The sequence below is a fragment of the Chitinophaga sedimenti genome, from assembly GCF_023156195.1.
Lineage (GTDB): Bacteria > Bacteroidota > Bacteroidia > Chitinophagales > Chitinophagaceae > Chitinophaga > Chitinophaga sedimenti.
This window is the reverse complement of record NZ_JAKUKA010000001.1, coordinates 6,287,950-6,314,662: the sequence shown is the minus strand read 5'-3', so window position 1 is coordinate 6,314,662 and position 26,713 is coordinate 6,287,950. Positions and strand designations below refer to the sequence as shown.

Genomic DNA, 26,713 nt, shown 5'->3' with positions numbered 1-26,713 from the left:
GGCCGTCAATGATAAACTGCTCGATAACTCCACCAATAACTTCCTGGCCGCGGTACATATCGGCGAGCACGCTACCGGCGTATCGTTCCCCGGACATTTCCACCGGCGAGTTCTTCGTGGCGCAGGGAAACACCGAGTATATCGACAAACTGCTGCAAAGTTTTCGTCCCGCCGAAGTCGTGTTTGCCAAACAAAAACAGAAAGACTTCCGGAACCTGTATGGTACCCGGTTTTACACGTATACGCTGGAGGAGTGGATTTTCACGACCACTTACGCCAATGAGATCCTGCTCCGCCATTTTGAAACGCATTCGCTGAAAGGCTTTGGTATCGAGGGACTCGACGAAGCGGTGATTGCCGCCGGCGCAACGCTTCACTACCTGAAGGATACGGAGCATCCGAACCTGCAGCATATCGCGAATATTCAGCGCATCGACCAGGATGACTTCCTGTGGATGGACCGTTTCACCATCCGCAACCTGGAACTGCTGCACAGCACTGTGGAGAATGGCAAATCGCTGCTCTCCGTGCTGGACAATACGGTGTCGCCCATGGGCGCCCGCCTGCTGAAGCGCTGGATCGTATTTCCGCTCCGCGATATCGGCTTAATCCATGAGCGCCTCGACGCGGTGGAGTTCTTTATTAAACAATCGGACCTGAACAAATCGCTGCACCATCACCTGAAACAGGTAGGTGACCTCGAAAGACTGGTATCCAAAATCCCCCTGAAAAAAATTAACCCGCGCGAAGTCATGCAGCTCGCACGGGCATTGCAGCAAGTGGGCGCCATCCGCGAACTGCTCGATAAAAACGGCAACAGTTATCTTGAACGCCTGAGCGAACAGTTGAACCCCTGTAATATTATCCTGGAATCGATCCTGCATACGATCTCGGATAACCCGCCGGTGCTGGCCAATAAAGGCGGCGCCATACGGGATGGGGTACACGAAGAACTGGATAAACTCCGCAAGATCGCGAATTCGGGTAAAGAATACCTGTTACAGATTCAGCAGAAAGAAAGTGAAGCCACCGGCATTCCTTCCCTGAAGATAGCGTTCAACAATGTATTTGGCTATTACCTGGAAGTAACCAATGCGCACAAAAACAAAGTGCCCGCCGAGTGGATCCGTAAACAGACTTTGGCCAATGCAGAGCGTTATATTACGCCGGAGCTGAAGGAGTATGAAGAAAAAATTACCGGTGCGGAAGAGAAGATACTGACACTCGAGGTACAATTATTCGAACAGCTGCTGTCGCAATTGCAGGAATATATCCAGCCTATACAGATCAATGCACAGGTGATGGGTAAGCTGGACTGCCTGCTGTGCTTTGCAAATAACGCGCTGCAGTTTAAATATCGTCGCCCCCATGTTACCGACAGCGAAGTGCTGGATATCCAGGAGGGTCGCCACCCGGTGATCGAGCGTGGTTTGCCCCGGGAGAATCGTACGTTTCCAACGATCTGCTGCTTAATAAAGATACGCAGCAGGTAATCATCCTGACCGGCCCGAACATGTCCGGTAAATCGGCGCTGCTGCGCCAAACGGCGATCATTACGCTTATGGCGCACATGGGCAGTTTTGTACCGGCCAGCCAGGCCGAAATCGGCTTAACGGATAAGATATTTACGCGTGTTGGCGCCTCCGACAACCTCAGTGGCGGCGAATCTACGTTCATGGTAGAGATGAATGAAACGGCGAGCATCATCAATAATATTACGCCGCGCAGCCTCATTATATTAGATGAAATTGGTCGTGGTACGAGCACGTACGACGGTATATCCATTGCGTGGAGCATCGTGGAGTATTTGCATGATATGACCACACACCGGCCCAAAACCCTTTTCGCCACGCACTATCATGAGCTGAACGAATTGGAGAATAAGCACAATCGTGTGAAAAACTTCCACATCACGAATAAAGAAGTTGGGAATAAAATCATCTTCCTGCGCAAACTCGCTTCGGGTGGAAGTCGCCATAGCTTTGGTATTCACGTGGCTAAAATTGCGGGTATGCCGCCGCAACTGATCCAGCGCGCCAACGAAATACTTTCGCAGCTCGAATCACAGCACATTGATGCGCCCCTCGAGCAAACTGTGAAGGAGATTGCTTCCGCGCCGCCTAAAATGCAGCTCAGTATTTTTGATGCACACAGCGATACGTTCAAAGTAATGCGCGAAATGCTGGAAGCGGTGGATGTGAACCGCCTCACACCAGTGGAGGCACTCATCAAATTAAATGAAATAAAGAGCTTATTAAGTTGATAAAAAAGGATGGCGATTGGCCATCCTTTTTGTTTATAACTCCAGCGTTTCATCCCCCGGCTGATACGGCAGGAACACCATCAGTAGCGTCATCATTTCGTCTGTCGATTTCATATCGCCCGAAGAAAAAACCATCTTAGGCGGATTGTTTGGATTATCCGGGTTGTTCGCCGTATTGTCGTACGTACCCTCCACGATCAGCACACTTTTCTCCGGTATTTTGACCAGGTTTTTAAACCGGTAAATCTCCTGCCAGCGGAAGTCCCAGTCGGGAATACTGACCAGCTTGATCGTATCACCTGTTGGCGTTACCGCGTATGCACGGAACGATTTGCCCAGCAGGTGCATGTGTGGCCAAACGTACATGAGCGACTGGTCCATCACGGGCGTAGTGACCTTTACTTTAAACGTTTTCACCTGTCCGGCCGGAATAAAGAAAAACGGATCTATCTCCTTCTCACCTATACCCCCGGAGCCAATACTGATCACTTTTACCGGCCGTTTGATCGGTGTTTTTTTGAAGAACACGTTGATAGACGACAGGTTATCATCGTCCTTCGCGATGGGTGCGTAGTGAATCGTAAGCAGCACCACACCGCGTTTGGGCATTACCCAGCCCATATCTTTCGGGTATGACTCATACGTAGTGCCGGGAATCCAGCCACCATAATAGGTCATCTTCTTTTTAAAAGGAAGATACTGATCATAGTTCGTGCGCGAGTCCTCGGTCAGGTTCACGAACGGCGCGGGCGTTTTTATATCAATATCCTCTTCCACGGGGTGGAAGGCAAAGTTGGCGTGGTGAATCGTTTGCTTATTGCTCGATACAAATTCGATGGCTTCCACGTTCATGGAATCTGCCAGTTCGAACGGGATTTTAAATACAAGGAAGCGCTCCTGGTTATCCCCTTTTACCAGATAAGGCTTATCGATACTCAGCACCAGGTCGGGTTTGCGGTTGTACTGCGTACCGGCGATGAACACCGGTGGCTTCGGCGCTTTGCCTTTTCCTTCGGGTGCTTTTGCATCTACCCATTTCCTTATCAGGTTGATGTCGGCGGCCGACAACTTACGCTCGTTCGCAAATTCCGTGTAGTGCGGGTCCGGCTTCCATGGCGGCATGTAGCCGGTGGTTACCACTTCCTTAATAAACGAGGCGCGTTTAGCTACATCGTTGTAAGTAATCAGTTCAAAGGGGGCCGCCTCTCCGGAACGGTGGCATGGCGTGCAGTTCTTATGGATAATAGGCGCAATATCACTATTAAAAGTTACCTCCTGCGCAAGCAGCGCATCAGCAAAAAACAGGAGTGAAAACAGGCACAAAAGGCGATAAAACATATTGGTCAGTATTCGTTGATCAGGCAACCGATAGGCGCCGTAAAAGTTGGTTTGATAAGGCTTCCGGCTACGAGGCCCGACAGTGCATCGGAGAAATATAGTTCGGTGGCGCGGGCGCGTTTTTTGCCCAGGGCGCTTACCCAGTTGTCGATTAATCCGCGGTAATAAATATTGCCGTGTTTGTCGAGCAGCACTACTTCCGGTGTGGTGGTGGCTTTGAGTTGTCTTACCAGCTGCATTTTTTATCCGTCAATATCGTGTATCCAGTTACATACTGACGTGCGTAATTCGAAATCTGCTGAGTGGTATAAGCCTTTCCGGGCACCACGCCGTAATATTTTATGTCAGGAAATTTAGCGCGGATCTCCTGCAATGCGGGACCATAATTTTTACACAACGGGCATTCAGGGGAAAGAAAAATAATAGCGGTACCGGCTTTGCCCGGCACTATTGCAGCCGGTTGTCCGAGTGTGTCTGTGAGCTTTGGAAAAGACTTTATCTGCGCCCATCCCGGGGTGCTGATAAAAGCTATTAAAACCAGTAGCAAAGCGCGTTTTCTCACTGTACCAATTTACAAAAAAAACTCCAGGCTGTGGAGGGCCTGGAGCTTTTTTATTGCGATAAAAGATGGAGACTATTTTTTATCCCACCATACACGACCGAAGATATCGGAAGGGCCCTGACCGAAGTCGGGATCCTGTGCCATGGCGTCGATAGCTCCCTGCGCATTAGTGAAGTTACGATCGGTGATAGCAGGTGTTGCGATCAACGCTCTCCTGGGCATCTGCTGTTCTACACCATCAGCATACACACGCTCAAAAGCAAGCGTAGTGGTAGCGTTGGGCATGCCAGTACGTTTGTACAGAGACCATCCCTCATTTGCTTGCTTAAAGTAGTGCAGATATTCCTGGGAAGCGATCTGATCCAAAGCTTTAGCAGCATTATATTTCACCTTAGGATTATTCTCGTAGTAGTTGTTCGCTTCTGTTTCGTCAGCGGCAACATAATCATAAACAGCTGCTCTACCTGCAACAGTGCTATAATACAGAACAGAATTTACCACACCTAATTTGTAATAGGTTTCTGCGCTACCTGTGGTCAGTATGCCACGAGCTATGAGCTCAGCGCGATGGAAGTTAAGTTCAGAATAAGTAAGCATCGGGAAAGTAACCGCACCGGTGCCGGGGGTACCGTTCGCCACCTCTGGATTTGTTAAACCCGGACAGAAAAGACGATATTGAATTTGAGACAAGGTGTCCATCAGGTAGTTACCACCGTTTTTAGTGATTTGCGGCCTGGTATACCAGCGTACGTTACCAGTGGCAACGGCTGCATCAGGGCTAGCAAAGCTACCGAAATAACGACGGGGATTTTCTACCGTACCAGCTGGCAGTTTACCCTGCGCAATACCCAGATTGATGTTAGCTTGTGAATAACCGTTTTTCTGGAAGATCATACGCATCCTCGGGTCGTTAGTTTCATACATAAGGTCTGCCACTGCTTTGGAAGCATGCCAGATACCGCCGTTGCCGGTAGGATCCCAGTTGCTGCCCACGCCTGTATGCTGGAATGAAGTAACGAACTCCGGGTTGTCTGCATTGCTGGCGAACAAATCTGTTTCGTTTGCAAAAACCTCAGTAGCGATGGTTTTCAATTTTTCTGGATTGCGCTTCAGCAGACGCATAGCGATCCTGATACGCAGTGCATTAGCAGCTTTTACCCAGCTGGCCTCAACACCTTTGTAATACAGGTCGGCTGTACCAAAGTTCACCTGAGTAGCATCGCCGGATTTCAGCTGCGCGATATCTGCTTTCAGTGATTCGTCAAATGTGTTGAACAACTCCTCCTGCTTATCATACTTCGGTGTCAGCGTACCGTTGTAACGAGCCTGGAAAGCCTCTTTATAGGGCAGGCTACCATTAATTTCAGTCGTATAGAAAGCGTAATACACTTTGAGGATATCCGCTATCGCGATCTCGTTTTTATACTTGGTGGGATCGGACTGCAGGGAAGCCAGGTAGCTAATATCCGACAGTACGTTACCTGTACGGCTATAGAAGTAGTTCCTGCGCTGATTGAAGTTACCTACCTCAGACATAAAGGTTTTACCGTTGCCTGCAACGCCTGTTTGATATTGCATCCGGGGCATCATGATACGATAATAGTCATAGTAGTATTCAAAGTCTGCATCGAACATCGCGATACAAGCGTTGGTAAACTGCTCTTCCGGCTTGATGCCGTATAAAATAGCCGGATCGGTGTTATATTCTGTGTAGAGCTCCTTTCCGCAGGAAGACAAGGCAAGAACCCCGCTCATCGCCAGCACTATCAGGCTCTTCTTATTTGATAATATTTTCATGATTCTTCTTTTAAATTGAAACAGACTAGAAGGATGCATCTATTTTGAAACCGAGATTACGGATGTAAGGCATACCGCCATACTCAGCGAAAGTACCTGCGCGGTTGCTCAGGAAGCCAGCTTCAGGGTTGATGCCATCTTTCGTTGTGTTGTACAGGTAACCAAGGTTACGACCTATCAGGCTCACGCGGAGACTATTCAATTTCATCATCGAAGCTGTTTTAGCAGGCATCGTGTAACCCAGGGATACTTCCCTTACGGCCACCCAGCTGTTTTCGAATGTAGAGTACTCGCGGATACCGGTAGACCACTGCGTCAACCTTGCGTAGTAGATCCTTGCGCTCACTGGTTCAACAATACCTTGTTTCACCGCATCTGCGTAAGACATACCGCTTACATCATAAGTAGTACCATTTGGTGCTTTAATATTGATGCCGTTATCGAACACGCCTTCAGGGATGATACCGTCATCGAAGGTGCCTGTTACGTTACCGGTAGCGTCGAACGTTCTGCGGGTAAGACCACCAAATTCTTTGGACCGGCCAAACAGCGTGCTTGCGAGTGTACCACCGTTAGAACCATACTGGTGAGTGGCAGAAGCCATTTTACCACCGATTTTTGCGTCTACCTGCACACCAAGGTTGAAGTTTTTATAACGGAGCGTCTGTGAAGTGCTCGCCATAAATTTCTCCATCATCGTGCCCAGTTCTTTCTGACCCTGGCCGTAGTCAACGCTACGGAAGTAACTACCATTTTGTTTCAGTACTTTCTGACCATTGTTAGCGTGAGCTACTGGTGCGCCGGAAGCATCTTTCGCCTGGTAAGTAGCGTAAGCATAGCCGGTTACGATTGTACCAAATTCTTTACCTGGCATAGCAACAGAGTACATGTCCGCACCGAAAGCCTGGTCCAGGTTATAACCTGTTACACCCGGAGCGAGGGAGATAACTTTGTTTTTGTTACGGGTAAAGTTGATAGTGAAGTCCCAGTTGAAGTCTTTGCTCCTGATCGGGTTAGCGGTCAGCAATAATTCAACGCCCTGATTCTGAAGGTTACCAGAGTTTACAACTAGGGAAGACATACCTGCTTCAACTGGTATGCTGAAGGGCAGGATCTGATTTTTAGAGTTCTTTTTGTAATACGCTACGTCGATACCCAGGCGGTTGTCGAGGAAACGTACATCAGCACCCAATTCAAACTCGTAGGTATTTTCGTTTTTCAGGTTAAAGTCAACCATCTGACTACCATCAAAACCATAACGGGCAATTGTCTCGTCTATGAAAGTGTAGTTACCAATGTACTTGTAATTACCACGACCGGTTAACCAGGACTCTGCTCCTTTACCGGTTACGGCGTAACTCATACGCAGTTTACCAAATGAGAGGAAGTCAAACCCTTCTTTGTCTTTCAATGCTTCGGAGAACAACCAGGACAAGCTGGCGCCGGGATAGAAGTAATATGGAGTACCATGACCATCACGAGGATACATCAGGGTAGAGTTCCAATCGTTCCTTGCACTGAAGTTCAATGTTAATTGGTCCCTCCAGGTCAGATCGCCGTAAAGGTAAATTGCGTCCAGAGCTTTGTTTGATCCATAAAGATAACCAGCATTTGCACTAGCAACGTTTACAGAGTTACCAAGGAAAAATTTGCCAGAACTTTCAGACCACCTGCAGTGGCTGACTCACTGAATCTTTCAGGCTGGTAGCGTTGAGACTCACCACCTGCACTCACAGAGAGATTCAGGTCTCTGCTCAGTTTACGGTCTGCAGTTAACAAAGCCTGTAAACGAGTGTTACGACGGGTAGAAGTACGCAGGCTGTAAGCGCCACCACCAAAGTTAACATCGGTACCCCAGTTTTCTGTAGTCTTATCGACGTTCGCATCATTGATATTACCTCTTAATAACAATGTCAACCATGGAGTGATGTTAGTAGTAATGTCCAGTTAGCGATCAAAGTTTTCTCGTTCTGAACAGTGTTGTTGTATTCCTGTGCGAACCATATAGAAGCCAGCCCGTACGGATCGTTCTCGATGATGCCACCGCGTGGATCCAGCCAGTTTTCACGTTGCTTCCAGTACTTGGTATCGTAGTTACGCGGATTAAAATAAGCCAGCGCAAATACGGGGCTACTGTTGCCGCCCTGAGCAATCGGGTTCCTTGAGCTGGACATCGAATAGTTAATGCTCGCATCAAGGTTGATGAAAGAAGTAACTTTCTGGGTAGCGCGGATCGCGAAGTTGTCGCGTTTCAGGTAAGATTTATTATTGGTGATATTGGTATTATACAGGTTAGAGTAAGAAGCCCTGAAAGTACCATTTTCATTACCACCTTCCACTGAAACGTTTGTGTTTACGAAACGACCAACCTGGAACGCGTCAAGCACGTTGTTCGGTTTTGCATTCCACTGAATCATCCTGCCGTCAATATCTTTAACGGTCTGGCCTTTGAACTGGGGACCAAAGCTCCAGAAGAAGTTGTTCGGGTCCACGATATCATTACCGTCCGAATCTTTACCGAAGGTCGGGTTAATACCGGCACCAAATTCATTTTGCAGATCGATGCTTTTATAAGCCTTATCAAAAGTTTCGGAGTGACTCAGGGTTACACCCAGTCCTTTTCTCGCGCGACCTTTTTAGTGGTGATCAAGAGGACCCCACCAGCTGCCTGCGAGCCATACAGCGCACTCGCTGCAGAACCTTTCAATACGGTTACGCTTTCATAGTCGTCTGAGTTCAGGTTTTTGAACTGGTTACCGAAGTCCTGACCACTACCCCAGCTGTCCGAACCAGTAGTACTTGGCTCCAGAATCACACCATCAATAACGACCAGGGGCTGAGTGTTACTCGCCAGCGAAGAGTTACCGCGAATACGGATACGGGTAGAAGACATCGGACCACCGTTACCAGCATTGATAAACACGCCTGCCACTTTACCGGTAAGCGCGTTCGTTACGTTAGCTGTGGAAGCCCTGGTCAGTTCGTCACCTTTCACCTCGGTGATAGAGTAACCCAGCTTGCGTGTTTCTTTTTAGTACCAAAGCCTGTTACAACAAACTCGTTCAGGTTTTTGGAATCCTCTGCCAGCACAACGGTAAACGTTTTAGCATTGGCAACAGAAATTTCTTTGGGTAAAAATCCCAGGAAGGAAAAAGTTAGAGTGGCATTGGGATTTACCCGGATACTGAAGTTACCGTTTGCGTCGGTAATACCGCCATTGGTAGTGCCCTTTTCAGCTACGGTCACACCAGGCAGGGCATTACCCTTTTCGTCCTGCACCGTACCAGATACGGCCTTCTTGTCCTGCGCAATAGCAAATTGCATACACATGCCAATAAGGACCGCAATTAGAAGCAGCGATCTTTTCATTGTTTACTGTTTTTTGTTTGATGAATACAGATTTATAAGTATAGTTCCATACGTCGGGTAAACTACATACCTGTTGTTTTCCTTATTTCATTAATTAATACACGGGAATAATTTAAGCATGTGGAAACTTGTACATTTCCCAGCCGTTCACTGTTTTACTGTTTTCTGTTTAGTTTAAATGCTCATCTTTCTGTTGCAACGACGATCCGGCTTCACCAGCCCATCTTCATAACTTCTTCACCGGGATTTTAACTTAGTTGACGAAAAAGATCTGGTTGACTACATGTTGTTGACCTTTTCTAATTGCATTTTTTCACTATAAACTTCCAGAATCTACCGGAATTCTGACCTGATTTATTTGACCCGGAACACACCGTTGGAGATGCGCCCTTATTTATTCACTGTTGCATGGCCGGTACCACTTATCGTTCACTGTAAAAGCAAAGTCGGCATTACATTTATAAATTGGCAAAACTTTAACGTTAAGCCGTCATAAACATAGACAAACTTTTCTCATTCACCAAAGTTAACAATTATTTTTTTGTTCGAATTCGAACTAGATTAATTTAATACAAATAAGTAATAATAAAGCATCAGAAAATGCCATTTTCCCACAAGCTCCGCCATCTAATCTCAGATTCTGGCGTTCGTCCCTTTTGAGCAGGAACCGCGTTTCAAGAGCGTCGCGGGCAGCACTACCTGGTTGATCTGGTTGGTGTTATTGTTCAGTTCATTCATTAATACCTGTATAACATTCCGCGCAATATCGTGGATAGGTTGCGACACACAGGTAATTCCCGGGCTGTACAGGCGGAACAGGTCGTGATCATCAAAGCTGATGAAGGCTATGTCCTCCCCTATTTGCATTTGCAGCTCTTTCACCGCTTCAATGCCATAAATGCCGAGGTAGTTGGTGGTGAAGAAGATCGCATCCAGGTTGGGGATCGATTTAATAAAGGACTTGATTTCCTCGATCGCTTCCTCTTTGGTTGCCGCGAATGATAATTTCTTGAGCATTTTACGTGGAAAACCCGACCGGTGCGCCTTCATGGCCGCCAGGAAACCGTCGAGGCGCTCCTTCATTTGTATTTGTTCGGAGGTGATGGTCACCACCGCAATTTTTTCAAAACCCTGTTGCATCAGGTATTCCGCCGCGTCGTATGCGCCCTGGAAGTTGTTTACCATTACGTAGTTGGTAGGGATATTGGGCAGGTAACGGTCGAGCAGCACCATGGGTTTGCGTGCATGTTTCAGGGCTTCAATGTCTTTGTCCAGGTTTACGGTTGGGGTAATAATATAACCATCCACCTGGCGGTATTCCAGCACTTCGAGCAATCCCTTGGCTTTTTGCAGATTATCCTCTGTACTGCCGTACAGCACCTTGTATCCATATTTATCCGCTTCTTCCTCCACGATTTTAGCTACGTTCGCGAAAAAGTGGTTGGCGATATCTTCCACGATAAGGCCGATGGTTTTTGTTTTGCCGGTGCGTAAACCGCGGGCCAGCTGGTTAGGTTTGTATTTTAACTTAGCAGCGAGCTTTAATATTTTTTTGCTCACCTGCTCACTGATCCGTTTTTCTTTAGCTTTGCCGTTAAGTACAAAGGAAACCGTGGTGGGCGACACGCCCGCTTGCTTTGCAATATCTTTAATGGAAACTCCTTTCATGCTGATGTTGACAGTTGTTGCTCAATCGATTTAGCGATAAGTAAGATACACAAAAATCTAACTATTACACATTTTTATGGCATTTTTTGCTAAATATTTTCCGGAGTTTAGCGCTTTTACGCTAACCATTCCACAAGATGGTTTAGAAACCATGATTCCATCACCCGAAAAAGAGTGGAATAAAACTTTTTATTTATATCAGCCCGACAAAATTTCAAAAAACTGACAATCCACTATAAGTTTTATTTCAGACTTGTAGTTTTTTAACTTAATTTACATACTTTGGCAAACAATCCGCTGAATAGCGGATCACTGATACGAGGAATAGTGCATTTTATATTCATAGGACTTAAACAATAAGGAAGCAAACATGAAACCCATTCTTATTAAAGTGGGGGCCTTTGCCGACAACCAAATCACAATTATCGAGCGGGCCGACCCGCACTTTAATACACCGTTCCACTTTCATCCCGAATGCGAGTTGGTGTATGTTACAGAAAGCCATGGCAAAAGGATCGTGGGCGACAGTATCGAAAGTTTCGACGTAGGAGACATGGTGTTCCTCGGTCCGAATATTCCGCACGTTTGGTATAACGACGAGGAGTATTATAAAGGACAGGAGGAACTGAAAGCCCGGTCGGTAGTGATTTATTTCCCAAAGGACATTTTCGGGGACAAATTTTACGGTCTCCCCGAAACCAAGGCCCTCACCGATTTATTCCATCGCGCGCAACGCGGCATGAAAGTGATCGGCGACACCCATGAATTGCTCAGAGACGAAATTTTATCCCTGCCTAAAAAGACGGCCTGGAAAGGATCATCTCCCTGCTGCAGATCTTAAAAACGCTTTCGGAAACGAAAGACTGTTACTACCTGGCCAGTACCGGGTACTCGCACGCCTACAACGCCAAAGACAACCACAAGATCGACGACGTGTTTAAATACGTGATGAACAACTTCTCTAAAGAGATATCGCTGCAGGATGTAGCAGGCATCACCAATTTATCGCCGCAGTCGTTTTGCCGGTTCTTTAAAAACCGTACAAAGAAATCTTTTGTACAGTTCCTCAACGAAGTCCGCATCGGCCACGCCTGTAAACGGCTTACGGAAGAAGACTGGTCGATCGCTGAAATTGCCTACTCCTGCGGGTTTAAGAACCTCTCAAACTTCAACCGCTTCTTCAAGGAAATCGTAGGCAAAACGCCCAAAGAATATAAGAACGAACTAAGAATCAAAGAAGACTGATCCGGGCACTATAAATGTATTGGCAACGCTGCATCTCCGGTAACTGCGACCGTGATGCAGCGTTGCTCTTTCCAGGCTGATGACCTACTGCCTGTAGCCATTGAAATACCGTTTAAAGAACGTCAACTGGTACACCACCGCATTCTCCCAATAAGTCCAGTTGTGCTCCCCGGCCGTTCCGTGTAATCGTGCGAAATTCCATCCGCCACGAGTTGCTGATGCAGCGAACGATTGACGCCGATGAAAAAATCCTTCACACCGCAATCGATAACCAGCTGCAGATCACCATTCTTAATGCTTTTTATCTGGTTGATGACCGTGTAATAATCCCAGTTTCGGGCGTGGTTTGTACTGTCGCCGATGCGTTTGGCGATGTCCCAGTTTTTAGGGAACGGACGGATATCTACCCCCGCTCATGCTGCCCGCAGCACCGAATACATCGGTGTGGCGAATCGCAAGGTATAACGCGCCGTGCCCCCATACTCAGTCCCGCAATAGCCCGGTGAGCCGGATCGGCGAGGGTGCGGTAATTCTTATCTACATAGGCGGGCACCTCGCTGCCCACAAACGTTTCATACTGAAAACCCTTATCAATAGGACTGTCGAAATACCAGCTGCCAAAGCCGCCGTCGGGGCATACAATGATAATCGAATCGCGGTCGGCGATGTTTTTGATAACGGGTACCTTCTTGATCCAGTCAGACTGATTTCCACTATAACCGTGCAACAGGTACACCACCGGGAAGCGCTGTTTCTTCGCTTTTTATAACTGGCCGGTGTAATCACCACACACCTGATATCTTTCCGCATCGCGGTGCTTTGCACGGCAATGGTATCGACCTTCGCGGCAAAAGTAAGTACTGGCAACAGCAGCAACAGGCTGGCGTAAAAGCGTTTTTTCATCCTTTATCCTTGATTTATCGCCCCAAAATAAAATTTTTCCCGCCAAATTCTTTTATATAAATTTGATATCATTTTGATATCACTTTAAAATTGTTGACCGCTATGGAAAAAGTTATTAAACCCGCCTCCGGTTATGCTGCCGCTGTACTGGCTATTGTGTTCTTTCTGGGCGCCATAGGCTGCCTGGCAGGAGGCGCCAAGATGGGCGCCAGTGGGGCCGTTCTGCAGATAGTGGGCGTTATACTGATGCTCCTGTTTATATTCACCGCAAAAGGTATCCTGATCATCCCACCCAATCACTCGCGCGTACTTACGCTGTTTGGCGATTATGTAGGATCAGTAAAAGAAAACGGCCTGCTGTGGGTAAATCCGTTCTTTAAAAGGCAGGGCATTTCACTGCGCGCTGAAAACCTGAACGGCCAGCAACTGAAGGTGAACGACCGGATGGGCAACCCTATCGAAATTGCCGCGGTAATCGTATGGCAGGTGAATGACACTTATAAAGCAGCTTTTGACGTGGCCCAATATGTGCAGTATGTGCAGATCCAGAGCGAGGCAGCCGTACGGCACCCGGCATCTACTTGTCCGTACGACCGCATGGAAGACGAAAACGCCGACATCACTTTACGCGACGGTGGTGAAAAAGTAAATAGCTTGTTGGAAGCGGAGTTGAACGAACGCCTCGCCCCTGCCGGCCTTGTGGTACTGGAAGCCGGATCAGCCACCTGGCCTATGCCCCGGAAATTGCCGGCGCCATGTTGCAACGCCAGCAGGCCACCGCCATCGTAGCCGCCCGCGCAAAAATCGTGGAAGGCGCCGTAGGCATGGTAGAAATGGCACTGGAAATGCTGTCTAAAAACAGATCGTGGAACTGGATGAGGAGAAGAAAGCCGCCATGGTGAGCAATTTAATGGTGGTGCTTTGCGGTGAAAAAGCAGCAACGCCTATCGTAAATGCCGGCACCATCTATCAATAAAAAGGTATGAAGGATAAGAAATCTTTTGTGATAAGAATTGATGAAGCGACCTACAATTCGTTGGAGAAGTGGGCCGCCGACGAATTCCGCAGTGTAAACGGACAGATGGAATGGCTCATTGCCAAAGCACTGAAGGAAGCCGGACGACTACCGAAATCAATCCCCAAGAAAGATAAAAAATAAGTGAAAGCCGCCTGTCCGGGCGGCTTTTTTAATTGTATCAATACGGTAAAAGAGGAAGCCGACAATTCAAATAACGTTTTTGTCGTTTTTGGCGCTTTTGTCGCAGGCATTGGAAGCGTAGTGCCCATAAAAAAGGAGCCACCTACCGGCAGCCCCTTCAATCTATAAAAATTTCATGCTATTACCGTGCCCGCTGCATCGGGTTGCCACCAGTAGATGCACCGCGCACAGGCGCTTCCATTTTGAATAATTCGAACTTGGAAGGCACAGCCGTACGGGGCCACATATTATTCCCCTCATTGATATCCGCCGTTTCGCGGTAAGGGTCCACCAGGATGGATTTTACCATTTTATCTTTCCCGAACACTTTCGTGAACTTGTATTCGTTTTTGCGCCAGATGTAAGCAGGCAGCGTTTCCACTTCTTTCGTGCCATCGACAAACGTCCATTCGATGATCACGGGCATTACCAGTCCACCCACGTTGCTGAAGCTCAATTCGTAAAAATTCTTTTTGCTGTCGTACAGTTTCTTCTCTTCGGGAGAAAGGCTGCCGGTAAATTTACCGAATGCCGCCTCCTGCTCCGGTGTTACGGCGTAACGGTCCCACTTATTGTAAAAATCCTGCAGGCTTGTGTCCCGGTCGATCGCGAACTTAATACCGGCTTCACGATTGCGCTTTTTTGCAATATGATCCGCGTCGCGGTTAGCATTTTCGGCAGTAAGCTTGTTTTCTATCGCGGGATTTTTCGAATCCATGCGGTACCATTTCACGCTATCCAGCGAAATATCGACGGCATCGGTCCCAAAGAACCAACCGCGCCAGAACCAGTCCAGGTCCACGGCAGAAGCGTCTTCCATCGTACGGAACAGGTCTGCCGGTGTAGGGTGTTTAAACGCCCAGCGGCGTGCATATTCTTTAAAGGCAAAGTCGAACAGCTCACGGCCCATTACTGTTTCGCGCAGGATATTCAGCGCAGTAGCGGGTTTTGCGTAAGCATTCGGACCAAATTGAATAATATTTTCCGAGTTGGTCATGATCGGCTCCAGCTGGTCTTTCGGCATTTTCATGTAATCCACGATTTTATGCGCGGGACCGCGGGAAGAAGGATAGTTGTTATCCCACTCCTGCTCTGCGAGGAACTGGCAGAAGGTGTTCAAACCTTCATCCATCCACGTCCACTGGCGCTCGTCGGAGTTCACGATCATCGGGAAAAAGTTGTGGCCCACTTCGTGGATGATCACACCGATCATACCGTATTTGGTACCTTCGGAGTAAGTACCATCTTTTTCCGCGCGGCCGTAGTTGAAGCAAATCATCGGGTATTCCATACCGTTGGCCGCTTCCACGGAAATAGCCACGGGGTACGGATATGGGATCGTATGTTTCGAATATACTTTCAGCGTATGCGCCACGGCTTTGGTAGAGTACTTGCGGTACAGCGGGTAAGCCTCCGGACCGTAGTACGACATCGCCATTGTTTTCTTGCCTTCTATATTGGTTGCCAATGCATCCCACACTATACGACGGCTCGCTACCCAGGCGAAGTCGCGTACGTTTTCAGCGTCGTACACCCAGGTTTTACGGCCACTGGCTTTGCTTTGAGCAGCCTTATTGGCTTCGTCGAGCGTTACGATCTCCAAAGGCTCCCTGGCGGATTGCGCCTGCTGCCAGCGCTGGAACTGTGCGGGCGAAAGCACTTCTTTGTAGTTACGGCATTCCCCGGTAGCACCGATTACGTGATCGGCAGGTACATTCAGGCTTACATGGAAATTACCGAAAGTCAGTGCAAATTCACCACGACCGGTAAACTGCTTGTTCTGCCAACCCTGGAAATCGGAATACACTGCTAACCTCGGATACCATTGCGCCATCGTATACAGGTAGTTACCATCTTCCTTAAAATATTCATAACCGCCGCGACCGCCAACCGTCATACGGTCGGTGATGTTGTACCACCAGTCTATCTTGAGTTTCAGCTTTTCGCCGGGCATCAGGGTTTTAGGCAGGTCCACACGCATCATCGTCTGATTGATCGTATAGGGGAGCGCATTACCATTCGCATCGGTCAGTTTAACGATATGCAGGCCCACGTCGTCCGTAGAACCGAGAATACCATTCACCTGTTTCATAGTCATCCGTTCGCCCATTTTGCTGCCGTCGAACTTCTGGTTGTCGCTGGTGGCCTTGTGCTCGTTTTCATCGAGCTGCAGCCAGATGTAGGTCAGCGGATCGGGAGAATTGTTGTAGTACGTGATAGTTTCGGAGCCCGTGAGCTTTTGTTTCTCATCGTCCAATGTAGCACTGATGTCGTAATCCGCGCGCTGCTGCCAGTATTTCGGGCCAGGGGCGCCGGATGCGGAGCGATACATATTGGGATCCTGCAGCATGGTGCCCAGCTGCTCAAATTTGTTGCCGTGGTTAGAGCCCGGATTCTGCGCCATCGCAGCGAGGCCACCCGCCATCAGCATTCCCAGTAAAGCAAAGTGTTTCTTCATCAACATAAAAGATGGCTATAGATTTTGTTTGGTTGAGTTAAGGTTTAATCAGGCTGTTAAAACGTTCCACTGTCATAATTAAAGCAATTCCGAAAATAGCCGACGACAGAAACAGGCTCCAGTCGCGGCGTTTCACCCCGGAAATATTTACAACGATGCCTGCTATCAGCAAAATAGCCGCTACGATCAATAACTGTCCAAATTCCAGCCCGATGTTAAAGGCGAGCAGCGGAACGGTAAGCCCGTCGGTACCCAGCAGGCTTTTCAAATAATTGGAAAAGCCCATGCCGTGCACCAGGCCGAAAAACAAGGCCAGGAAATAGTTCAGCTGCATCCGGCCGGGCGCAGCTTTATTTTTCCGGAAAATGTTGGCCATAGCGGTTATCACGATGGTAACAGGTATCAGGAACTCGATCAGCGCCGAGGGCACCCTGATGAAGTTGAGCACGCTGAGGGCCAGGGTGATAGAGTGGCCCACCGTAAAGGCAGTCACCAGGATCAGTACACTTTTCCAGTCCCGCAGCAGGTATACAGCACAAAGAGCGGCTATAAAAAGTATATGGTCGTAACCCTCCAGGTCTGCGATATGTTGCCAACCTAATTGAAAATACATCCCAAACTCACTCATCGCGTAATTTTATCTAATTTTGGTAATTATACCTCTAATAGGGCAATTTTTAAAATATTTGGGAGAAATGGGGCTATTATTTTGTAAATGGCTTTGGCCACTTTACCTGCATCCGTTTTATGTAAGCATGACGGAGATAAGGCATAACAAGTCCAGCCAGTCGCTGGAAGTAAGCTGTAAAATATTTGCGGACGATTTCGAAAACACGTTAAAAAAGACATATAACACTTCTTTCGATATTATAAAGCCGAACAACCGCAAGCTGGTAGATTCTCTTGCCGGCGATTATATCAAAAAGCATTTACGGGTGCAGGTAGACGGTAAACCGGTCACGTTCAAGTACCTGGGTTACGAGATCCGGAAGAAGCGGCCTGGTGTTATCTTGAGGCCCATGTAGGCCCCGCTGTTAAGAAACTGAGCTTAAAAGATGACTTGCTGTACGAATCGCATGATTCCCAGATCAATATGGTGCACGTGATCGTGAATGAAGAAAGGAAAAGTACGAAGCTCGATAACCCAAAGATGGATGCGGAGTTTAATTTTTAGTGCACCAGCGGGAGAACTTATTTCAGCCGCCGTTGCGTCGCTCACTTCAACGGCGGCACTACTATCAGCTATTTTCTATTATCAATAAACTTCACCGGCTTCCGGCTGCCTTCCGGAAACTGCATTTTTAAAATTTCCTGCATGCTGCAATACCGCAACTGCGGGATCACACGCAGCTTGCCCTGCAGGTACGACCGCACCTTGCGCTCCATATCTTCCGACTCGTCGGCGGCGTTCAGGTGCAGCAAAATTTCATCGGTACCAATTTCGTTGGAAAACACTTCCACCACAAACTCCTTCACCCCTTCCATGCCACTCAGCAAATCGAACAGCGCAGGCGGATACAGCGTAGTACCTTTATACTTGATCATCTGCTTCCGGCGGCCAATTACAGGCGATAACCGAACTGTCTGCCGGCCGCAACTGCAGGGTATTTCGTCGTACTGGCAAATGTCGCCGGTCTTGTAACGCAGCAGTGGCATAGCTTCCACGCCGAGTGTGGTAATGGTCACCTCGCCGGGTTGGCCGGGACCTACCGGCTGATCATGCTCATCCAACAACTCCACGATCAGCAGTTCGGGATGATGATGCCCTCCCCTGCCGGCATTACATTCGGTAAAGGCCGTCTGCATTTCCGTGGAAGCGTAAGTAGAGAACAGCTGGATATTCCATTTGTCCGTGATCATGCGGCCCAGCACGTTCAGCGAAAAGTCCACATTGCGGATATTTTCGCCGATGCATACGGCCTTTTTCACAGAACTGGCATTGATATCTATGTTATGTTCTTCGGCGTAAGCGATCAACTTTAAAATAAATGAAGGCACCGCCACAATCGTGGTGGGCTGTATGCGCTGGATGTTTTCCCATTGCAGCGACGGAACGCCGGGCCCCACGCGCAATACACCGGCACCCAACCTGCGGATGCCCTGGTAGTAAGCCATTCCGGCCATAAACTGCCTGTCCAGCGTCAGCATCAGCTGAAAAACATCACTATCTGTGCCGTTAGCACAGGAAAAAGAAATGTATTCGTTGTAACTCAGGCGCTGCAAATCTTTCTCTGTCAATGGCAGCACTACGGGCTTGCCCAGCGTGCCGGAAGTGGTTGTATATTCCGCGATCTTACTTTTATCAACGCATAAAAATCCCAGTTCCGCTGCTGCAAGTCCTCCTTGCCCACGGCGGGAATTTTTACCAGGTCTTCCAGCGTACGAATGCTGCTCACTTCCACGCCATGCTTATCGAACCATTCTTTGTAAAACGGCGAAAACTGGCGCAGATAGCCCAGTAAATGCTGCAGCTCCATTTCCTGGAACTGTTTGATCCTGTTTTTAGGTTGTAATTCTATATCGGGTATATACATAGTGTCAGTTTAAAGTCCTTCGATGATCACAACAGCCGTGGCCATTGCTTTTACATGCGAAAGCGAAACGGATACCTGGCGGATGTTTCGTTCTTTATACAGTTGCTCCGCCGCGCCCAGCAAGTGAACTTCGGGTTTGCCGGCCGCGTCGTTCCGTATTTCTATCTCGTAAAAATGTACGCCACCATATCCGTACCCCGTTCCCAGCGCTTTCAGAAACGACTCTTTGGCGGCAAAACGGGCGGCATAGCTTTCGTACTTATTCGTCTGCTCTTCACAATAGGCGATTTCGTGCGGTGTAAACACCAGCTCGCGGAAGCCTTTGCCCTTCTCTATTTTGGCGGCTACGCGGTCTACTTCCACGATATCTGTTCCTATTCCAATAATCATTTTTTATTGATTTCTTCAATGCGTTTGCGGATGTGATTTTCCTCCGGTTTGGTAGCGATCACTTTGGTAAGGGCGGCCTTGTAGTAAGGCAGCGCCTCCCGGTAACGTGCGCGTTTAAACAGGTAATCACCCGCCAGCACGTATGCGTGGTAGTATTCCGGATTATCTGCCACCAGCCTTTTCACGTCTACTTCTTTGCCATCGCTGATGGCGGCTTTCAGGTGCCTGAAGTCTACAAACCGTTTGTAATCCGGCGTCAGCAAAAAGTATCGGCCGGAATAATATTCGCACTGTCGCACACCTCGTGATCAGACGACAGGCCATTCATGGCAAATATTTTATTCAGATCGTACGCCACAAACTCGCCCAGCTGCCGGGGCGCGGCAGACACCCACACTTTAAGCTGCTTCGGCTCAAACACAATAGCGTGATGCGCGATCAGCTGGTTCACGGCTTTCTCGTTCCCCATACCAATGTTCTTATCGTGTAACCCACGCTGGTCGCGGAGGATATCGATCGTTTTCTGCACCGTATTGGGACCGTTACGCTGTAACAACTCATGCAAACGCTCGTACCGGTAAGGTGATGCACTTTCTTTCATCTGCACCCCGTTCGATTCCAGTTTCGATAACTCGGGACTCTGGAAATGGTTTGCACAGGTGATCTCATCTCCTTTCGGATCGTAAAGCGCAATAGTGTCGGGCGTTTTCTCGATCAGTGCAGCGCGGTTATCTGCAGCAGAACCTACCAGGAACGATTCGGCAACAAACATTTTACGTTTCTGCGCGATGGCATATGCCTCTTTAATGTTGCCCGCATATTGCAGTATTTCCCGCGCCACCAGCGACACCGGGGTGGCAGACCCAGTCGGGTAATCTGTTTTCGCGGCATTGATCGTTACGGTAAGTCCCCGGTCATTCATCCCGGAAACTACGCCAGTAAAGCCTCCCCAGGTCACCATCATAAATTTATGCCCGGCCTCGGGACGATAAAACGCAACGATCTTATCTTCCGCAAATTTATCTCCCACATAAAAATCGAAATTGCGGCCGATGATCAGACTGCTGTCGGCAGAGCGGCCATTCCAGTACCGAACGACGTACAACCCACCAGGGCCATGCTTTGCAGGGCGTGACCAATATCGTGCGCGGCATGATAGTTCATGATGCGGCCGAAGTTGGTACCGATAAAATCATATTTATCCGAAGCCGAAAAGGATACGCCATAAATTTCCTGCTGATACTCTTCGATCACATGCGCCAGCAAATGGCGGTTGAAGAAGCCAATAAAGTATTTAAGGAATTTCAGGTAACTCTCTGATGGAATCATTTTTTTGATCTGGTCGGTAAACGCATCTTCCTGGCGCTTTACGAGCTCCGATGCAAGTTTCCCGTACACCACGCCTCTTTCGAAAGGCTTGCCTTCGACGTACATTTCGTACAAACCGCTCTGGCTTTTGCGGAACCAGCTGTTGCCCGGGGTGTAGGCGGTCGGACTAATCTGCTTACGTTCCCATTGCAGCGACGTTGTATCGGCCACCACCGGCGGGTTCATTTTACCTGCCTGCACCACGTAAATACCCAACGCGATGATGAGTACCAACAACACGCCGATCGTCCACAGAACGATCTTTCCAAATATTCTCCATCCGCTGCGCTTTTTCATCTTTTCCAATTTTATGCCTTGTTAATCGCTTCCAGTAATTGCTCCAGGCCAACCAGTTCCCCGCTTGTGAGCACCGAACTGATGGTAACGCCCGGATACCGTGCAAGTTCAGGTTTTGCCCGGTAAGATACAAATTCGGGATCCTTGTACGCGGCGAAACCAGCGTCCGCATAGGATCTTCACTATCTTTTAAAATGCCGTATATGGAGCCGTCGCCCGTGCCCATATAGTCGCGGAACGTAAGCGGCGTCGCCACGGTGTACGAGCGCATGGCCGACCGCAGTTCCGGGAACCGCCGTTCCAGGATGCTGATAATCTTTTCCGCCTTCGCCTGTTTAAACGCCTCATAATCCGCACCGCGCGCCGTTTCGTGCGACACAACGTTATAAGTGTCCGCCCATTTCGCGACCTCTTCGTACCGCATGTAAGCCACCACGGAAATGCCATCAGAAAACCCTTCATTATGGGTGTTATGCTGGAAATACACGCCCAGTGAACCCGGCCATGTATCTTCCGTATAATTTACCGCAGCCCACACGTCCGATGACTCGTGCAGGTACAGGTTGTAATTGTAATAAGGGAAGCTGCCCGGCTTCAATGCAATATTGAGCATCAACGAGGAAATAGAGTTTTCTAAACCCGTGAGCCTTGTGCGGTAAGCCCCGCGGATCATATCGCTATCGAGCAGCTCCAGTGTTTTCACCGGGTGCACATTCGAAATGAAATGTTTGCCACCGATCTGCTCCCCGCCTGCAATCGTAACATGGCTCACCACACGGTTTTCTTCGGTTATTTTGATGACTTCCTTATGCCGTTCTATCACCCCGCCATTGTCCGTTATTACACGCCCCAGCTGTTTCGCGAGCTGCGAACCGCCGTTCACGCAACGCCGGGAGCTTTCGATATAACTATTCGTAATCAGCGCATGGACGTAAAAAGGCGTTTTATCCGGTACACCGGCGTATAACAGGTTATTGCCTGCCAACACCTGCCGCAGTCGCGGGTTATCGGTAAGCTTATCAATAAAATCCTTTGCGTTGATACCCAATACAGATTGCTTCTCCTCCGCGGTGCCGCAGCGCAGGTTGTACAGCGGAAAACACGCACAGGTATCTTTTATGGCCGCACAATATTGCAGTATCGCCTTTTCTTCCTGCGGAAATTGTGACACCAGGCCGGCGATAAATTTATCGTAACCCTGTTCCAGCGTATACTCCACCGGATCGCCGTCGAAGATGATGCGGTCAAAAGCATCGTCCAGGCGCTGGACTTTCAGCTTGTCCATAATACCGAGGTAGCTGAATATCTTATACAGCGATTGCCCTTTATCCAGGCTGCCGATATAGTGCACGCCACTGTCGAACAGTACCTTATCACGGCTGAAAGTTTGCAGGCAGCCACCTGTTTGCTGGTTCTTTTCTAATATACACACACGGTAGCCGTGTTTGCTGAGGATGGCTCCGCAAACCAGGCCGCCAAGGCCGCTACCGATGATGACTACGTCAAATGTGCGCATGTTCGTGTTTCAGTACAAAAATGATATTGGAAGTAAATTTCGTATGATCGATCTGTTGCAGGGCAATGCCGTGTTTGGCGGCCAGCGCTTTAATGGTGCTGGCTTTCAGGAACGACAGTTCATTACCCGTTTTATTAAAGCCGAGGATTTTCGTTGAAAACACCTCTGTCAATTTTGTACCCTGGTGGCGTTCTTCCAGTTCGGCATCACCATCGCGGATGATGATACTGCCACCCGGGTTCAGGTGTTCGATGCAGCGGGTGATCAGCTGCTCCTGGGCCTCGGGCCGCAGGTAGTGCAGCACATCGCTGATGATGAACGTATCATAGTGGCCGAACGCATATTGTGTAACGTCAGCATGAACAAAATTGATATGGTCATTCCGCAGGAAACCATGGCTGGCCGTAGCGATCTTGTCTTCGTCATAATCCACCCCGGTAACGTCGCGACCCGGTTCTACCCAGTTCAGCATGTAACTCAGGAAACCGTATCCGCAGCCGATATCCAGCACCTTTCCCCGTTTGGGTACCAGCTGGTTAAAAAGCTCGTAATTATTTTCCAGTTTTGTTTTGATGCGCATGTACCATTCCAGCACCGGCCCTTTGTAAATATAATTGTAGATCAGCTGCTCGCGGTAAAACTTCGGCACCTCACATTCGGCGCGCAGTTGCTCATATTCCTTTTTGAAATAGCGGCTGATCGACTTTGTTCGCGCCGCATAACCTTCACCCCAGCTTGGATCATCCTGCTTAATTCTCGGCAGGTACTTTATGGTCACATACCCGTCTTTCAGCAAGAAATCGCTTTTTGACATCGTATAAGCGGTACCATGAATGATCATAGGCAATACATCCAGCCCCAGTTGCTCGGCAAGATAAAACGCGCCCTTATGAAAGCGTTTCATGTTGCCATCCGGCGAACGTGTACCTTCGGGGTACACCACCACCGAATAACCCTGTGCTACCTTTGCCCGTACCTTGTCCACGCTTCCCTCCGCGCCGTCCGCTACGGGGTAATAATCGGCCATCCGCACCACGGCGCCAAAAACAGGTGATTTCCACACCCAGTCATTAGTGAGCAAAATCACTTTCGGATACATCATGGTGGATACCAGGATATCGAGGAACGACTGGTGATTACTGATGATGACCGCAGGCCTGTCGTACGTTTCGCCCACATCATTTATAATCTTCTTCTTCACGTTACCCATGATGTGCAATACCGACCAGGTATATTTGGACAGCAGCACGTGATAGATATACTTTATCCGCTCGCTTTTAATCGGGTTCAGTTTGATAAAAATCCAGCCCAGCAGGGTGAGTATCCAGCTGCCTACCGCGAAATACGTCAGTGAAAACACCGATTTCAACCAGCCGTGCAGCGTCCAGGGAAACTTGCCTTTCTTCACACGGTTCGTGATCATCCAGTTAAACAGGAAAGGGATCATTACCTGCGAAATCAACACCACACAGCCGATACCAATGATCGAAATCAAGGCGATGGAGCGCAACGAAGGATGTTTTGCGAATATTAACACGCCTAAACCCAGTATGGTCGTAATCGCGGAGAAAAAGATGGAAGACTTGAAAGACGGCAGGTGCTTGCCACCAACACGGTACTCCTGTAGCAGGCCGTCCATCGTGAAGATGCTGTAATCATCCCCCAAACCAAAAATGAAAGTAGAAAGGATGATGTTTACGATGTTAAACTTGATGTCGAACATGCCCATGATGCCTAAGATCCACACCCAGCTGAGCAACATTGGAATAAAGGTGATCAGCGCCAGTTCGATGCGGCCGTAGGAAATCAGCAGGGCTACGAATACGAGTAGCCCCGTCATCCGTGCAATGGAATTAAACTCCTCCTGTATGACTTCTGCAAGACGGTTAGCGGTGTATTGTTTATCGAAAATAACGGTATGGTCGCGGCCGTCGAGCAAAGCATACACTTCTTTCTTTTTAGCGGGATCCACTTTTAAGATCGTGACGACCGATGTTTTGTTCTGCTCCGCTGTCACAAAATCGGCCAGGAGACCAGCGCCCAGTAGTCCGGATGCTTCGGGCGGCAATACTTCGTGTTGCTTATTGAGCAACTCTTCGAATGGCGCAAAGGCATCGGCTTTGAACTTATATTGCGCTGCTTCGCTCTTCAGCGCCGCCAATAACTGTTGTTTCTTTTCCGCCGTCCAGTAAGCGTTCCAGCGGGCAATGCGGGCGCGTTGTTCCTTTTCGGAGAGCAATAACCCCGCTACACCGGCAGATTTCCTGATTGCCTCATCGCCGGTGAGCTTCGCCAGCTGCGGCTCCGGGGCTTCGCGGTGTTGTAAGGCTTCGTCCAGTGTATTGCCTTCCGATAACAGGTATATGTTTTGTGCGGCGTACTGGTTAATACGGTTCAGCTTGTCCTCCGCCACTTTCAGCTTACCGGACATGAAGTTCATCCGCATCATGTCGCTTTCGAAACCAACATTACGCATCGTGAAAAAGAACACGATCGTAAGGGCAAGGATGCCGTACACCAGGTACTTGTTACGTTCCGGGCGGTATTCAGCCAGTTTATCAATGATGTTGTGCGAGGCCGGCGGCGTTTCAGACCGTCTGCCCAGCACAATAAAATGAGGTAAAAAGATGAGCGAGAACAGCGCAGCGCCTACCAGGCTGAATGCCGCGAACAGGCCCGTATCCTGCAACATCGGCGATTTCACGAACTGCAGGCAGAGGAAACCGCCAATTGTCGTGAAGCCGCCAATGGTCATCGGCATCGCGAGGTCTTTGATCACGAGGCGGATATCCGGCAAATGCCTGTAGTGGTTAAATACATGCAGCGAATAGTTCACCGCAATGCCCAACACCACGCAGCCCCCGCCCAGCGCGATCACGGAAATGCTGCCCTGCACGAGGTATATCATTGCAAGGGAGAACAGTCCGCCGAATGCTACGGGCAACATCACCACTAACGGTGCACGTTTGCGCCGGAAGAACAGGGCGATGAGCACTACGAGCAGCAGCACCGTAATACCTTGTGTAAATATGGTATCCTGCCGTAATTGCTGCGCATTGCCCACCGATACAGCAGTAGCGCCGAAGTACGACGCTTCCACGCCGGGGAAATGTTGCCGGAGACTGTCCAGCTGCGCATCCAGTTCTTTTAAGAAAACGGCATTTCTACCGGTGGCGCCCGGCGGATTCAAAGGTGTAATAAATATCATTAAGTGACGAAGGTCTTTCGTCACCACATAGTTATCGTACAATTCAAAATTCCCGTCTACCTGCAACTGTTGCAGTTTTTTCACCCCAGCCAGGAAATACCTACAGGATCCTTTTGGATCATCTGTTTCATGACCATGCCGGCGGGCGACAGCAGCGTATTATAGTTGGAAGACAGCGTTTGTTGCAGGGTGGCGGGTTGTATCAGCGTATCGATACGGGCATAATCTTTTTCTTCCGGGAAGATGGGCAGGTGATCGCGGATAGTTCCCATCAGTTCCAGCATGGTTGCATCGTCCGTTTGCGCCTGCATCGTTTTAATGTAGGGTTGCAGCCTTACCCCGGCCTGTTCGGTAAATGCGGCGGCGAAGGCGGTCAGGCTGTCGGGTTGCGCTTCCCCGCTGGTATCAACCTGGGAAAAAGTAAGCACCAGCTTGTCCGCGAAGCGTGAGCTTTGCAGGAATTGCTGTAAACGATCTATTTTAGGATCACGGGGAAGTATACGGGTAATATCTTCTTCCAGCCGGATGCGTGAGGCAAAAAGGCCACCAGCGCAAAACTCAGCGCAGTGAAAAGCCACAGGAGGGTTTTACGCTTTTCG

At 48.9% G+C, this 26,713-nt stretch carries 28 protein-coding genes and 1 pseudogene; 7 read left to right on the top strand and 22 right to left on the bottom strand.

All coding sequences use genetic code 11. The features are described 5' to 3' along the window. The first annotated feature begins 8 nt into the window (after positions 1-8). The gene (locus MKQ70_RS36620; protein WP_248080658.1) at positions 9-1,493 is read left to right on the top strand and encodes a MutS family DNA mismatch repair protein; all 1,485 of its coding nucleotides are present in this window, start codon (positions 9-11) and stop codon (positions 1,491-1,493) included. 20 nt (positions 1,494-1,513) lie between these two features. Continuing rightward, positions 1,514-2,263 carry a MutS-related protein gene (locus MKQ70_RS36615; protein ID WP_248080657.1) on the top strand — a complete coding sequence of 250 codons (750 nt, stop codon included), beginning with the start codon at positions 1,514-1,516 and terminating at the stop codon, positions 2,261-2,263. Positions 2,264-2,296: 33 nt separating this feature from the next. Here MKQ70_RS36615 and MKQ70_RS36610 read toward each other — a convergent pair whose 3' ends face one another. From MKQ70_RS36610 to MKQ70_RS36565, 10 genes are all read right to left on the bottom strand, one after another. Then, the gene (locus tag MKQ70_RS36610) at positions 2,297-3,601 is read right to left on the bottom strand and encodes a cytochrome c (protein WP_248080654.1); all 1,305 of its coding nucleotides are present in this window, start codon (positions 3,599-3,601) and stop codon (positions 2,297-2,299) included. A 5-nt stretch (positions 3,602-3,606) separates the two neighbouring features. Further along, entirely contained in the window at positions 3,607-3,840 is a 234-nt protein-coding gene (locus MKQ70_RS36605) for a thioredoxin domain-containing protein (protein ID WP_248080651.1), read from the bottom strand. Continuing rightward, positions 3,828-4,163, bottom strand: a complete 336-nt coding sequence (locus MKQ70_RS36600; protein WP_248080648.1) for a hypothetical protein — start codon at positions 4,161-4,163, stop codon at positions 3,828-3,830. The genes MKQ70_RS36605 and MKQ70_RS36600 overlap by 13 nt, the downstream gene beginning before the upstream one ends. A 72-nt stretch (positions 4,164-4,235) precedes the next feature. Next, positions 4,236-5,960: a SusD/RagB family nutrient-binding outer membrane lipoprotein gene (locus MKQ70_RS36595; RefSeq protein WP_248080646.1), complete on the bottom strand. Its 1,725-nt coding sequence runs from the start codon at positions 5,958-5,960 to the stop codon at positions 4,236-4,238. Between the two features lie 25 nt (positions 5,961-5,985). After that, on the bottom strand, positions 5,986-7,449 hold the full coding sequence (locus MKQ70_RS36590; protein WP_248080643.1) for a SusC/RagA family TonB-linked outer membrane protein: 1,464 nt from the start codon (positions 7,447-7,449) through the stop codon (positions 5,986-5,988). 137 nt (positions 7,450-7,586) lie between these two features. Continuing rightward, a complete protein-coding gene (locus MKQ70_RS36585) occupies positions 7,587-7,877 on the bottom strand; it encodes a hypothetical protein (protein WP_248080640.1) in 291 nt (96 codons plus the stop codon). Further along, entirely contained in the window at positions 7,874-8,452 is a 579-nt protein-coding gene (locus tag MKQ70_RS36580; RefSeq protein ID WP_248080637.1) for a hypothetical protein, read from the bottom strand. The genes MKQ70_RS36585 and MKQ70_RS36580 overlap by 4 nt, the downstream gene beginning before the upstream one ends. A 113-nt stretch (positions 8,453-8,565) precedes the next feature. Next, the gene (locus tag MKQ70_RS36575; protein ID WP_248080634.1) at positions 8,566-8,955 is read right to left on the bottom strand and encodes a TonB-dependent receptor plug domain-containing protein; all 390 of its coding nucleotides are present in this window, start codon (positions 8,953-8,955) and stop codon (positions 8,566-8,568) included. After that, positions 8,952-9,329, bottom strand: coding sequence for a carboxypeptidase-like regulatory domain-containing protein (locus tag MKQ70_RS36570; RefSeq protein WP_248080631.1), 378 nt, complete (start codon positions 9,327-9,329; stop codon positions 8,952-8,954). The genes MKQ70_RS36575 and MKQ70_RS36570 overlap by 4 nt, the downstream gene beginning before the upstream one ends. A gap of 633 nt (positions 9,330-9,962) precedes the next feature. Then, entirely contained in the window at positions 9,963-10,997 is a 1,035-nt protein-coding gene (locus MKQ70_RS36565; protein WP_248080628.1) for a LacI family DNA-binding transcriptional regulator, read from the bottom strand. Positions 10,998-11,367: 370 nt separating this feature from the next. Here MKQ70_RS36565 and MKQ70_RS36560 point away from each other — a divergent pair, with 370 nt between their 5' ends. Both MKQ70_RS36560 and MKQ70_RS36555 read left to right on the top strand, forming a co-directional pair. Further along, positions 11,368-11,838, top strand: coding sequence for a cupin domain-containing protein (locus MKQ70_RS36560; RefSeq protein WP_248080625.1), 471 nt, complete (start codon positions 11,368-11,370; stop codon positions 11,836-11,838). Between the two features lie 92 nt (positions 11,839-11,930). Further along, positions 11,931-12,242, top strand: a complete 312-nt coding sequence (locus MKQ70_RS36555; protein ID WP_248080622.1) for a helix-turn-helix domain-containing protein — start codon at positions 11,931-11,933, stop codon at positions 12,240-12,242. Between the two features lie 403 nt (positions 12,243-12,645). Here the strand turns inward: MKQ70_RS36555 and MKQ70_RS36550 are convergent, their stop codons facing one another. Further along, on the bottom strand, positions 12,646-12,981 hold the full coding sequence (locus tag MKQ70_RS36550) for an alpha/beta hydrolase (RefSeq protein ID WP_372490070.1): 336 nt from the start codon (positions 12,979-12,981) through the stop codon (positions 12,646-12,648). Positions 12,982-13,247: 266 nt separating this feature from the next. Here MKQ70_RS36550 and MKQ70_RS36545 point away from each other — a divergent pair, with 266 nt between their 5' ends. Next, complete coding sequence (locus MKQ70_RS36545; protein ID WP_248080619.1) at positions 13,248-13,934, top strand: SPFH domain-containing protein; 687 nt, start codon at positions 13,248-13,250, stop codon at positions 13,932-13,934. 193 nt (positions 13,935-14,127) lie between these two features. Continuing rightward, positions 14,128-14,304 carry a type II toxin-antitoxin system antitoxin gene (locus MKQ70_RS36540; protein WP_248080617.1) on the top strand — a complete coding sequence of 59 codons (177 nt, stop codon included), beginning with the start codon at positions 14,128-14,130 and terminating at the stop codon, positions 14,302-14,304. A 181-nt stretch (positions 14,305-14,485) separates the two neighbouring features. On the opposite strand, the gene MKQ70_RS36535 is transcribed toward MKQ70_RS36540, so the two are convergent. Next, positions 14,486-16,807, bottom strand: a complete 2,322-nt coding sequence (locus tag MKQ70_RS36535) for a M1 family metallopeptidase (protein WP_248080604.1) — start codon at positions 16,805-16,807, stop codon at positions 14,486-14,488. A 31-nt stretch (positions 16,808-16,838) separates the two neighbouring features. Then, on the bottom strand, positions 16,839-17,429 hold the full coding sequence (locus tag MKQ70_RS36530) for a HupE/UreJ family protein (RefSeq protein ID WP_248080601.1): 591 nt from the start codon (positions 17,427-17,429) through the stop codon (positions 16,839-16,841). A gap of 67 nt (positions 17,430-17,496) precedes the next feature. Here MKQ70_RS36530 and MKQ70_RS36525 point away from each other — a divergent pair. Next, a pseudogene (locus tag MKQ70_RS36525) lies at positions 17,497-17,975 on the top strand (DUF6702 family protein). A gap of 68 nt (positions 17,976-18,043) precedes the next feature. Here MKQ70_RS36525 and flxY read toward each other — a convergent pair. Genes flxY through MKQ70_RS36480 form a run of 9 tightly spaced genes read right to left on the bottom strand, consistent with a single transcriptional unit; the run spans position 18,044 to position 26,692 of the window. After that, positions 18,044-19,093 (bottom strand): flexirubin biosynthesis putative acyl-CoA ligase FlxY, encoded by a 1,050-nt coding sequence (flxY, locus tag MKQ70_RS36520; RefSeq protein ID WP_504909823.1) that lies wholly within the window; start codon positions 19,091-19,093, stop codon positions 18,044-18,046. Further along, a complete protein-coding gene (locus MKQ70_RS36515) occupies positions 19,048-19,335 on the bottom strand; it encodes a hypothetical protein (RefSeq protein ID WP_248080592.1) in 288 nt (95 codons plus the stop codon). Before MKQ70_RS36515 ends, flxY begins: the two co-directional genes overlap by 46 nt. A 9-nt stretch (positions 19,336-19,344) precedes the next feature. Continuing rightward, positions 19,345-19,725, bottom strand: a complete 381-nt coding sequence (locus MKQ70_RS36510; RefSeq protein ID WP_248080589.1) for a holo-ACP synthase — start codon at positions 19,723-19,725, stop codon at positions 19,345-19,347. Beyond that, the gene (locus MKQ70_RS36505) at positions 19,722-19,988 is read right to left on the bottom strand and encodes a hypothetical protein (protein WP_248080586.1); all 267 of its coding nucleotides are present in this window, start codon (positions 19,986-19,988) and stop codon (positions 19,722-19,724) included. Before MKQ70_RS36505 ends, MKQ70_RS36510 begins: the two co-directional genes overlap by 4 nt. Further along, on the bottom strand, positions 19,982-20,830 hold the full coding sequence (locus MKQ70_RS36500; RefSeq protein WP_248080583.1) for a C45 family autoproteolytic acyltransferase/hydrolase: 849 nt from the start codon (positions 20,828-20,830) through the stop codon (positions 19,982-19,984). The genes MKQ70_RS36505 and MKQ70_RS36500 overlap by 7 nt, the downstream gene beginning before the upstream one ends. After that, positions 20,782-21,390, bottom strand: coding sequence for a C45 family peptidase (locus MKQ70_RS36495; protein ID WP_248080580.1), 609 nt, complete (start codon positions 21,388-21,390; stop codon positions 20,782-20,784). The genes MKQ70_RS36500 and MKQ70_RS36495 overlap by 49 nt, the downstream gene beginning before the upstream one ends. Next, on the bottom strand, positions 21,281-22,906 hold the full coding sequence (locus MKQ70_RS36490; protein ID WP_248080577.1) for a phytoene desaturase family protein: 1,626 nt from the start codon (positions 22,904-22,906) through the stop codon (positions 21,281-21,283). The genes MKQ70_RS36495 and MKQ70_RS36490 overlap by 110 nt, the downstream gene beginning before the upstream one ends. Further along, on the bottom strand, positions 22,893-26,198 hold the full coding sequence (locus MKQ70_RS36485; RefSeq protein WP_248080574.1) for a 1-acyl-sn-glycerol-3-phosphate acyltransferase: 3,306 nt from the start codon (positions 26,196-26,198) through the stop codon (positions 22,893-22,895). The genes MKQ70_RS36490 and MKQ70_RS36485 overlap by 14 nt, the downstream gene beginning before the upstream one ends. Then, positions 26,195-26,692, bottom strand: coding sequence for a hypothetical protein (locus MKQ70_RS36480; RefSeq protein WP_248080571.1), 498 nt, complete (start codon positions 26,690-26,692; stop codon positions 26,195-26,197). The genes MKQ70_RS36485 and MKQ70_RS36480 overlap by 4 nt, the downstream gene beginning before the upstream one ends. Positions 26,693-26,713 lie beyond the last annotated feature (21 nt).

Bases quoted from the DNA above. Each gene is read 5' to 3' on its own strand.
- MKQ70_RS36620 (WP_248080658.1), top strand. From the start codon at position 9: ATGATAAACTGCTCGATAACTCCACCAATAACTTCCTGGCCGCGGTAC.
- MKQ70_RS36615 (WP_248080657.1), top strand. From the start codon at position 1,514: ATGTCCGGTAAATCGGCGCTGCTGCGCCAAACGGCGATCATTACGCTT.
- MKQ70_RS36610 (WP_248080654.1), bottom strand. From the start codon at position 3,601: ATGTTTTATCGCCTTTTGTGCCTGTTTTCACTCCTGTTTTTTGCTGAT.
- MKQ70_RS36605 (WP_248080651.1), bottom strand. From the start codon at position 3,840: ATGCAGCTGGTAAGACAACTCAAAGCCACCACCACACCGGAAGTAGTG.
- MKQ70_RS36595 (WP_248080646.1), bottom strand. From the start codon at position 5,960: ATGAAAATATTATCAAATAAGAAGAGCCTGATAGTGCTGGCGATGAGC.
- MKQ70_RS36590 (WP_248080643.1), bottom strand. From the start codon at position 7,449: ATGTATCCTCGTGATGGTCATGGTACTCCATATTACTTCTATCCCGGC.
- MKQ70_RS36570 (WP_248080631.1), bottom strand. From the start codon at position 9,329: ATGAAAAGATCGCTGCTTCTAATTGCGGTCCTTATTGGCATGTGTATG.
- MKQ70_RS36565 (WP_248080628.1), bottom strand. From the start codon at position 10,997: ATGAAAGGAGTTTCCATTAAAGATATTGCAAAGCAAGCGGGCGTGTCG.
- MKQ70_RS36560 (WP_248080625.1), top strand. From the start codon at position 11,368: ATGAAACCCATTCTTATTAAAGTGGGGGCCTTTGCCGACAACCAAATC.
- MKQ70_RS36545 (WP_248080619.1), top strand. From the start codon at position 13,248: ATGGAAAAAGTTATTAAACCCGCCTCCGGTTATGCTGCCGCTGTACTG.
- MKQ70_RS36540 (WP_248080617.1), top strand. From the start codon at position 14,128: ATGAAGGATAAGAAATCTTTTGTGATAAGAATTGATGAAGCGACCTAC.
- MKQ70_RS36535 (WP_248080604.1), bottom strand. From the start codon at position 16,807: ATGTTGATGAAGAAACACTTTGCTTTACTGGGAATGCTGATGGCGGGT.
- MKQ70_RS36530 (WP_248080601.1), bottom strand. From the start codon at position 17,429: ATGAGTGAGTTTGGGATGTATTTTCAATTAGGTTGGCAACATATCGCA.
- MKQ70_RS36515 (WP_248080592.1), bottom strand. From the start codon at position 19,335: ATGTATATACCCGATATAGAATTACAACCTAAAAACAGGATCAAACAG.
- MKQ70_RS36510 (WP_248080589.1), bottom strand. From the start codon at position 19,725: ATGATTATTGGAATAGGAACAGATATCGTGGAAGTAGACCGCGTAGCC.
- MKQ70_RS36495 (WP_248080580.1), bottom strand. From the start codon at position 21,390: ATGAAAAAGCGCAGCGGATGGAGAATATTTGGAAAGATCGTTCTGTGG.
- MKQ70_RS36490 (WP_248080577.1), bottom strand. From the start codon at position 22,906: ATGCGCACATTTGACGTAGTCATCATCGGTAGCGGCCTTGGCGGCCTG.